The sequence below is a fragment of the Staphylococcus sp. 2S1 genome, assembly GCF_046721335.1.
In the GTDB taxonomy this organism is placed as follows: domain Bacteria; phylum Bacillota; class Bacilli; order Staphylococcales; family Staphylococcaceae; genus Staphylococcus; species Staphylococcus equorum_A.
Map to the genome: position 1 here is coordinate 2,873,570 of NZ_JBEUUJ010000003.1, position 9,488 is coordinate 2,883,057.

Sequence of the window (9,488 nt, forward strand, 5' to 3'; positions counted from 1 at the left end):
GTATCATGAAAACACCTGTTATCTTTCCTATAAATATATGATAACTCAACTTTTATAAATAATAGTCTTTATTAATATGATCTTTCTTTATACCCAGTTTATCATAATAAACCTTCATAAATGTGGCGATGTTTTCATCCCATTCTACATCACTAGCATATTGGTGTTCTCCAGGTGATTTTGGATTCCAGCGCATTTGATATAACGATAATTGCTCATTTTCAAAGTAATTGCCTCTTATAAATTTAGCTCCGCCCATAATTGCGCGTTCTGGTGAAGTCCATGATTGCTTTTTAGCAAAACTACTACCTGTGTGTACTGCATTTTCATCAAATGCACCTATACCATAAAAATTATAGTAATGCTTACCATCATCTTCTATACCGTTGGCCAATTCAGATTTACCATTGCCAGTTTCAACAAGCGCATGACTCACAAGGTATAACACATTAACTTCATATTTATCTTGTGCTTCTAAAAATGCTTCACCTTTATTTTTCAATATACCTTTATCTTTTAAAATATCATTTACTTCTTTTTCTGACATTGATACTTTTTCAGATATATCCATATGATTTAAGTTATCTTTGTCATTATTTACATCCATAGCCTTTTTAACATCAGTTTTTGAAGCCTCGACAAATCGACCATTTTTTTCTGTCATATTTAAAGTGCCTTCACCAAGTTGCTTATCTACCGCTTCATTAAAAGAATGTGTCTTTTGATTATCAAATAGATGTGTTTCATTTATAATTAATAAAATCGCAAATATGACGATGATAATGAGCATAATAAATAATGTTAATCTTTTCTTTAAAATTCCATTCATTATATAATAACTCCCTAGCTTACACTTATTTAGTTAATGTAACATAAGCAATAATAATAGCAATTAAGACAACTACAAAAGAAATGTTAAGCGCTATCCTCATAGCTTTCTTATCTCTAAACAACATATTGAATATCATTAAACTGATTACTAATGAAACAGCAAACATTGTAATTGCCATAACCATATTCATCATTATTAAAAATATAATTCCCAAAACTAGAAATACATTTGAGATAATCGCCATGATTTTAATCATTTTCGCGTTAATAAGTCCTCCACTCCTCGCCCTTAAAAATATATAAAATTTAATTCTAATAATAGAAATTGTATCATAGTTCCCATTGTTTCAATATGTCATTTTTAAAACAATAAACAGTTAGGAAGTGGACAGAAATATAATTTTTCTAATAAATTTTCGTCGTCCACCCCGGCACAGCTGACTGTAAAGTTGAATACAAGCTTGATATAAACGCATTTTCAATTCAGTCAACCACTGCTAATATAAAAAATGAGACTGAGACATGTGCTATGTCCCGACCTCTAACTATATATTTATTTAAAAGTGCTTATCTTGACATTCCTCTAAGCATATTCATCATATATGTTAAACTACGATTCATTTCATCATCTTTCAACATACCCATCAAACCAGTGATAGATGTTTTTTGATTTGGATTGGCTTGATTTGCGACGCGTAAGCCTTTATTTACTTTATTTAACATCCCAGATAAATCATCTACATCTAAATCGCCTAATAAAAATACAAGTGAAGCCATATTTGAAATTAACCCTGAATATTGTTCTTTATTTAATTCAACAGAGAATTTATTGGCTATAACACCTCTACTCTTAACTGCACCTGACATAGCATCTAGCAATTTAGCATCATCTAAAGTACTAATGATATTAATCGCTTTTAAAATGCTGTCTTTATTTGCTACAATCGCATCGGTCACTTCAGCTAAATTTTCTTCTTTAACCTCTGCTTCAGTTTTTTGCATGCGTTTAATATTTGTTATTCTTTCAGCCATTATTTATCCACCTGACTTCCTGGGAAAGTATAATCTTTACGATTCCATTTGTCTTCAACTCGAACGCTATATTGTGGTTGACGTTGTTTGTTTACACGGAAGTTTGTAGGATTGAGTGGTGATTTACCTCTTCGTGTCTTCACTTCCATACGACAACTTGTACGTTTATAAGATGGTGTGTCTGTGTCTTTATCTACATCACTATTTGTCAATAAGTTAATGGCACCTTGATCACCATATTCCATAGCATTGTTATTTAATGGAATATAGATTTCTTTACCTTTAACTCTATCTGTGACATGGGCCACAAGTTCTACTTCACCAGTATCAGAAATCAATTTAATTTCTGCACCTTCGTGAATGCCTCTATCTTCTGCTAATTCAGGAGACACTTCGACAAATGGATTTGGCATTTTGTATTGAAGCCACTGGCACTTTATAAGTCATATTACCTTCATGGAAATGCTCTAATACACGACCATTATTTACGTGTAAATCATATTTTTCATTTACTTTAAAGAAATTATCAAATGTTAATGGATAGAAATTCGCTTTTCCATCATCAAAGTTAAAGCCTTCTAAGAAAAGTGTCGGTTGATCTGTACCATCTTCTGCTACTGGCCATTGTAAACTATTATATCCTTCTAAACGATCATAGTTCACACCTGAATATAACGGAGTGAGTCTTGCAATCTCGTCCATAATATGACTTGGATGCGTATAGTTCCAATCATAACCTAACGTTTTCGCTACAGCTTGAATAATTTCCCAGTCTGGCTTAGAATCGCCTTTTGGTTCTAAAGCTTGATATAGACGTTGAATACGACGCTCTGTATTTGTAAATGTACCTGTTTTTTCTAATGATGGACTAGCTGGTAACACTACATCTGCGTATGAAGCTGTAAATGTAAAGAATTCATCTTGTACGACTAAGAAACCAACTTTCTCTAATGCGGCTTGTACATAGTTGATGTTTGAGTCGACAATACCTGTATCTTCACCGTATAAATAAAGAGCATCAATTTCACCTTCATGAATACCTTCCATCATTTGATGGTTATCTTTGCCTACTTCGTTTGGTAATGTTTCACCATATTCTCTTTCGAATTTCGCTCTTATTTCCTCATCAGTAACACTTTGGTATCCTGGGAATTTATCAGGCATACTTCCCATATCACTACAACCTTGTACGTTATTATGACCACGTAATGGATAAGCGCCTGTGCCTGGTCTTCTATAGTTACCTGTTGCTAATAATAAATTAGATATCGCTGTCGAAGTGTCACTACCAATGTCTTGTTGTGTTACGCCCATTGCCCATGCGATTGATACTGATTCTGCATCAACAACTTGATGTGCAAAGTCTATTAAGGCCTCTTTAGAGATACCCGTTGTTTCTTCAGCAAACTCCATTGTAAATGGCGCTAATGATTTATGATATGCTTCAAAACTGTTCACCCATTTGTCGATAAACGCTTTATCATGAAGATCGTTATCGATAATGTATTTAGTAACTGCTGACAACCAAACTAAATCAGTGCCTGGTTTAGGCTGATAGAAATTATCTGCGCGTTCAGCCATTTCATGCTTACGTATATCAAACACATTTAAAGTATTGTTATATAGCTTATGACCACGTTTAATACGTGAAGCAATAACTGGATGAGCTTCTGCTGTGTTCGTACCAATTAACACGACCATATCTGCAATTTCAAGATCGTCTATTGAACCAGAGTCACCACCATGACCTACCGTTCTAAATAGTCCTTTTGTTGTTGGTGCTTGGCAATAACGTGAGCAATTATCTACGTTGTTTGTGCCAATGACTTGTCTTGCAAGCTTTTGCATAAGGTAAGACTCTTCATTTGTTGCTTTTGAAGATGATATAAATGCTAAACCATCTGAACCATGAGTTGCTTTAACTTTATTAAAGTTGTCAGAGACAACTTTCAGTGCTTCATCCCATTCAACTTCTTCAAATTGACCATCTTTACGTACTAATGGTTTTGTAAGACGTTCTTCTGAATCAATATAATCCCAACCGAATTTACCTTTAACACACGTTGCAATTTTATTAGCTGGTGATTCTTGTTGAGGTTGAACTTTTATAACTTCTCTGTCTTTTGTCCATACATCGAAAGAACAACCAACACCACAATATGTACATACTGTCTTAGTTTTTTCGATGCGTTCTTCACGCATTGCCGCTTCTGAGTCAGAAACTGCGAACAATGGACCATAACCCGGTTCTGCTTTTTTCGTTAAATCAATCATAGCGACTAATGAACCTGGCTCTAAATCAGTCATATATCCGGCACTGCCTTCCATGTTGACTTCCATCATTGCATTACATGGACAAACTGTTGCACATTGACCACAACCTACACACGATGATTCGTTGATTGATGTATCGTTATCCCAAATCACTCGTGGTTGTTGACGTTCCCAATCAATTGTAAGTGTTTCGTTTACTTGAACATCTTGACATACTTCTACACAACGTCCACATAAGATACATTGATTTGGATCATAACGATAGAAAGGACCGTAATCTTTTTCGTATGGCTTTTCTTTATATTCATAAGTTTGATGCTCTAAACCCCATTGGTCCATTGTATTATGTATTTCACAGTCGCCATTGTTATAATCACAAACTGTGCAATACAACATATGATTTTCTAAGATTCTGTCTAAAGCTTCTTTTTGGCTTGTTTGTACGTTATCATTTTGCGTATTAACAATCATCGGTCTATCAATTGTTGTGCCACACGCGCGTGCCATTTTACCGTCTATTTCAACAGTACACGTGTCACAAGTTTGTATTGGACCTAGCGATTCGTTATAGCATATTGATGGAATAAATGTATCTTGAGATTTGATGAACTCAAGTAAATTCGTCCCAGGTTCTACAAGATAATCTTTGCCATCCAATGAGACAATCAAATGTTCTTGCATTCTCTTCACCCCTATTATTATTTATGATGCCCGCGTTATATATATCTATTAGGTGCTGAATAACATTCCATCTAAAAAGCCCACACTTTTTTAAGATAATGTTATCTATATTGTATATCTATTTCGTATAAATGTTAAGGATTTCCACCTTATTTCACATTTTATTATATTAGATGTACTTTATAGTCCAAAACTTAATATTCATAGAATTTTTCTTAATTAATAAGTTTTATATTATTTCATATATATTGGCATAATAAAAAAACTATAGATTTTAGCATTCGCCAAAATCTATAGTTCATTCAAATTACATTCCTAAATTATCTTTAATGTTTGTTTCTATTTCACTAAGTGAACTCTCACTTGGTATAAAGTAGTACAAGCCATCATCTTGTATGCCACCTTGTCCATCTAATTGATGTCTATTGACTTGTTCGTTCGCGTCATTATAATTACTTCTTATTTTGTTTAATTCTCCAACTGTAAGGTCCGTTTTCACATTATCTTCAACATGATTCATTAATGAATTAAAATGTGTAACTGAACTGATACTTGTAAGTTTATTAGCTAAGCCTTGGATAACAAGTTGTTGACGTTCTTGACGACCAAAGTCTCCACCAAGCACCATCTTCTTTACGACTTCTAATAAATGCCATCGCTTCTTTTCCATCCATATGGGATTGAACGCCCTCACTAAACTGATACCCATCATATGAGAATGATGCGTTACTCGTTACATTGATACCACCGACAGTATCTATCATATCTTGCATACCATCCATATCTATCGTTGCGTAGTGGTCAATAGGTACATTCAATAAATTCTCTACTGATTTCACTGCCATGTCAGGTCCGCCATACGCATATGCATGATTGATTTTTTCAGTAGTACCTTTACCGACAATTTCTGCTTGTGTATCTCGTGGAATGCTGACAATTTCTGTCGTTTTTTTCTGCGGATTAATTGATAATACCATTACTGTATCACTACGTTGTCCACCACCATCTGCATCCCTTTTAGCGTCAGAATCTACACCAAACAGCGCAATCGTAAATGGGTCACCATCATCTAAGTTTACGTCTTTATCTCTTAATGAAGATTTATCTCTGTCTAAAGGATTATGAATTGATCCACCAACAGAAAATATTTTAAATCCTAGATAAATAACTGCTAATAAAGCTAATAAAACTAATATACCAAAGAACCACAATATTAATTTTGTTGGTAATCCCATTTTTTTATTTTTTTAGAACGATTCACTCTTATCATTCTCCGTTTCTGTATTCAATTTTCTCTCATTTAGTAATACATTATATATTAATAAGTTGGGTTTGGCATAGTGCTTTAGACCTATTATTTATATAATAAATATTTAATACAGTGATTGCTTATTGTATTTTGTATCCATCTCCTGAATTTAGTATACCTAATACTTTTTCATGACAAGCATTGTTACTAATAATAAATGGACCTGCTTTAGAAAAGTCTAGTGGCGTATTATCTAAAGTTGTCATTTTAAGTCCAAGTTCACTTGCAAACAAGAATTGTGTCGCGATATCCCAAGGTTTGGGATTTGTATTAACATGGGCACCAAATTGTCCTTTGATTACACGGATTGAATCTAAACCACAAGATCCGATAAAACGATGACTAAATGAAGCATCATTTAAACCATGAATCGTTTCATCATTCATAACTAATGTATTAAATGAAATAATCGCGTCTTGTAAATCAATACTTTCAGGTTTTTCTAATGGTTTACCATTCACATATGCACCGTATCCTTTAGTCGCTTTGTACAGTTGACCATGTGGGTAGTCATAAATATATGACAGCACTGGTTCACCATCAACAAAATAACCTAGAATAATGCAGTAATCTTCTTGTTGTTTAACTAAATTCGTCGTTCCATCAATAGGGTCCATAACCCATACATGCCCTTCTTTAGGACGCACTTCCTCATTTGACTTTTCTTCAGCAAACAACTGATGTTCCGGGAAGTTTTGGTTTAAAAATTGTTCAAAGTTGTTTTGTATTGATTTATCAACATTTGTCACTAAATCAAATCTATTTTGTTTCGTACTTGTAACCATATCTTCAATTAACTTCGGGATGATCTCATCCAATGTTTCAAGCCAAGCTCTCACAGCATCATCGATATAAATTAATTGTTCTTTTTCCATGTATAGGCACCTCTTTATATTTATAAATTATTATGTTCCTTATTAAGGATCAACTATCTTTAATTTATTATATTTTATCATAGAAATATTAATGAAATATATGATATATCATAACCATCAAAACATTTTGGCACACATATTGACGTTATGACATAAAAATAAAACCGACCAGCGTAGCTAGTCGGTTAAATAGAAAGGAAAGTAAGTAATAAATATTGAAGATGTTTGATTAGTAACGTGAACGAATTAGATGTTAACAAAACTATATGTAATAGCCTACCCCTTTGTCATCTACTCGCTACCCCCTTGTTACTAACTACATATTAACATAAGTTTTTAACGAATGTAAGCGTTTTCTTTATTTTTTTAAAAAAGTTTTTCTAAATGTCGTCATTGTCACTTTTATGATATAATAAATGTAATATGTAATCATTTGGGAGGTGACTTTCTAATGAATAAACGCGAGAGACAAAATAAACTTGTTCTAGCTATTCAAGAGAATAGACAAATTACCGCTTCAGAGTTAGCAAAAAATTTAGAAGTATCAAAACGAACGATTTTAAGAGATATTCAAGATTTAGAAGATCAAGGTGTGAAAATTTTAGCAAAGCACGGTAAACTAGGTGGCTACCAACTTCAAGAAACACCAAATAGTTATGAGATTGAGCTGACTGAGAATCAACTATCCGCTTTGTTCTTAGTGCTTAATGAAAGTCAGTCTTACACTACGTTACCTTATAAAGAAGAAGTTAATGCAATTATTAAAAAGTGTTTGAATTTACCTTATACAAAAATGCGACGCGCTTTGAAAAAGCTAGATCGTTATATTAAATTTGATCACCGACAACATACAAATTTACCACCTATATTTTCTGAAGTCCTCATTTATTGTACTGAAAGAAATGTTATGGCAATGGAATACAATAACGGTACAAATATAGGCACTGAAAATGTTATTTTTATCGGATTATTATGTGAAAAAGGTTTATGGAAAGCAGTCGTCTTTGAAATTGGTTTGGGTAAAACAAATGAGATTCCTATTATTGATATACACGATATCTCATATTCATTTGAAAAGACAATCAAGACTCAAGACATTACAATAAATAATTATCAGCAATTTTTAAATCCAACTGAGTCCTAATTGTCTCAGTTGGATTTTTTATTAATTATATTTTTTCGATAAGCATATGAAAGGAAGTCTTTATGTATAACTTAGAATTTCATCATTTAGAACAACACATCAGTAAATTATTAAACTTACTAGAAATATATAAATTCGCAATCGTCACCAATCATAAAAAGAAAAACGACTTCAAACAAAATATTCATGATTATATCGATAAAGAATACGCGACTTTAAAAAGCGTCTCAAAGCATCACACTTCTCTTATTCACTACAATTACTTTAAATTTCTTTCTGATCAAATTGAGCAACCTATAGATGAACTAACTATAGGTAATACAACGAAATATATAAGTGATATTCAGCAACGTTTATTTCGTATCCACCAATTATTAACTCCTCTTTTGTAACAATATTACACTTAAAAGATTTTTATAAATTAAAATTGTAATAGTTTTTCATGTGTTGTACAATGAAAACGATTACAGCAATATAAGGAGTGATAGTAATGCATGGATTTTCTATATATCTTGGACAGCCCATCGACAAACCATATATCAAACGGATGATTGCTTCAGGTTACAGCACCATTTTTACATCTGTACAAATTCCTGAAGAAAACGAAAGTACTAAATATCGCTATTTGGGAGAACTTTTAGATTATTTATCTAATGATCAGCTTACATATATGATTGATATCAATCCTTTGTTGCTCGGATCACAATTTCTACCAATTTTTACATCAATATGAGACAGCCGAATTTATGATCCGTATCGATCATAGTACTTCTTTAAATGTCGTCAACGATATTATCAGTAACGGATTCAAATGTTGTATCAATGCTAGCATCATCTCAGAGCAATTATTGCAACAGCTTTACCATGAACTTAAAGATTTTACTTATCTCTGTTATTGCCATAATTATTATCCGAGACCTGATACCGGTTTGGAGCCGCAATTCGTAGCGTCACAAAATAATTTAATTTTAAAATATAACGCACACGCAGATATATTTGGCTTCATCACTGGTTCAACGTTGCGTGGCCCTCTATATAAAGGTTTGCCAACAATTGAATCCACAAGATATCAGCATCCTATTCAAAGTGCACAGTTACTTAAAGATAACTTAGTCGAACATGTAATGATTGGAGATCCACTCATTGATTCACATACTGCACAACAACTCATTACTTTTTTACACCACAGACATTTCAACTTAAATATTGAGCTTTTAGATGACCAAGTATCATCAATATTATTTAAACCTCATACGGTACGTGCTGATAATCCAGCTCACGTTATTAGATCACAAGAAGCTCGTCTTTATTGTGATACAGAGATTCAACCCTTTTCAACAAA

Annotated in this window: 8 protein-coding genes and 2 pseudogenes; 4 read left to right on the top strand and 6 right to left on the bottom strand. The window is 32.9% G+C overall.

The genetic code is table 11. The annotated features are described in order from the left end of the window. Positions 1 to 52: 52 nt before the first annotated feature. The 6 genes and pseudogenes from ABLV90_RS15115 to ABLV90_RS15140 form a co-directional block, all read right to left on the bottom strand. Positions 53 to 829, bottom strand: coding sequence for an N-acetylglucosaminidase (locus ABLV90_RS15115; RefSeq protein ID WP_427706671.1), 777 nt, complete (start codon positions 827 to 829; stop codon positions 53 to 55). Between the two features lie 25 nt (positions 830 to 854). Continuing rightward, positions 855 to 1,088: a hypothetical protein gene (locus ABLV90_RS15120; RefSeq protein WP_080947915.1), complete on the bottom strand. Its 234-nt coding sequence runs from the start codon at positions 1,086 to 1,088 to the stop codon at positions 855 to 857. Positions 1,089 to 1,398: 310 nt separating this feature from the next. Beyond that, positions 1,399 to 1,863, bottom strand: coding sequence for a helical membrane plugin domain-containing protein (locus ABLV90_RS15125; RefSeq protein ID WP_046465874.1), 465 nt, complete (start codon positions 1,861 to 1,863; stop codon positions 1,399 to 1,401). After that, positions 1,863 to 4,818, bottom strand: a pseudogene (gene fdhF, locus ABLV90_RS15130) (formate dehydrogenase subunit alpha). Before fdhF ends, ABLV90_RS15125 begins: the two are co-directional and overlap by 1 nt. A gap of 307 nt (positions 4,819 to 5,125) precedes the next feature. Further along, positions 5,126 to 6,053 (bottom strand): annotated as a pseudogene (locus ABLV90_RS15135) (LCP family protein). A gap of 154 nt (positions 6,054 to 6,207) precedes the next feature. Further along, positions 6,208 to 7,002 carry an inositol monophosphatase family protein gene (locus ABLV90_RS15140; RefSeq protein ID WP_460872845.1) on the bottom strand — a complete coding sequence of 265 codons (795 nt, stop codon included), beginning with the start codon at positions 7,000 to 7,002 and terminating at the stop codon, positions 6,208 to 6,210. A 451-nt stretch (positions 7,003 to 7,453) separates the two neighbouring features. Here ABLV90_RS15140 and ABLV90_RS15145 point away from each other — a divergent pair, with 451 nt between their 5' ends. The 4 genes from ABLV90_RS15145 to ABLV90_RS15160 all read left to right on the top strand — a co-directional run. Beyond that, positions 7,454 to 8,146 (top strand): helix-turn-helix transcriptional regulator, encoded by a 693-nt coding sequence (locus ABLV90_RS15145; protein WP_046465878.1) that lies wholly within the window; start codon positions 7,454 to 7,456, stop codon positions 8,144 to 8,146. Between the two features lie 62 nt (positions 8,147 to 8,208). Beyond that, a complete protein-coding gene (locus tag ABLV90_RS15150; protein WP_460872846.1) occupies positions 8,209 to 8,538 on the top strand; it encodes a hypothetical protein in 330 nt (109 codons plus the stop codon). 98 nt (positions 8,539 to 8,636) lie between these two features. Further along, entirely contained in the window at positions 8,637 to 8,879 is a 243-nt protein-coding gene (locus ABLV90_RS15155; protein ID WP_460872847.1) for a MupG family TIM beta-alpha barrel fold protein, read from the top strand. Between the two features lie 13 nt (positions 8,880 to 8,892). Continuing rightward, the coding region (locus ABLV90_RS15160) for a MupG family TIM beta-alpha barrel fold protein (RefSeq protein WP_460872848.1) at positions 8,893 to 9,488 on the top strand (596 nt) is incomplete at its 3' end.

Excerpts from the sequence above, each read along its gene's own strand:
- ABLV90_RS15115 (WP_427706671.1), bottom strand. The coding sequence starts at position 829 with ATGAATGGAATTTTAAAGAAAAGATTAACATTATTTATTATGCTCATT.
- ABLV90_RS15120 (WP_080947915.1), bottom strand. The coding sequence starts at position 1,088 with ATGATTAAAATCATGGCGATTATCTCAAATGTATTTCTAGTTTTGGGA.
- ABLV90_RS15125 (WP_046465874.1), bottom strand. The coding sequence starts at position 1,863 with ATGGCTGAAAGAATAACAAATATTAAACGCATGCAAAAAACTGAAGCA.
- ABLV90_RS15140 (WP_460872845.1), bottom strand. The coding sequence starts at position 7,002 with ATGGAAAAAGAACAATTAATTTATATCGATGATGCTGTGAGAGCTTGG.
- ABLV90_RS15145 (WP_046465878.1), top strand. The coding sequence starts at position 7,454 with ATGAATAAACGCGAGAGACAAAATAAACTTGTTCTAGCTATTCAAGAG.
- ABLV90_RS15150 (WP_460872846.1), top strand. The coding sequence starts at position 8,209 with ATGTATAACTTAGAATTTCATCATTTAGAACAACACATCAGTAAATTA.
- ABLV90_RS15155 (WP_460872847.1), top strand. The coding sequence starts at position 8,637 with ATGCATGGATTTTCTATATATCTTGGACAGCCCATCGACAAACCATAT.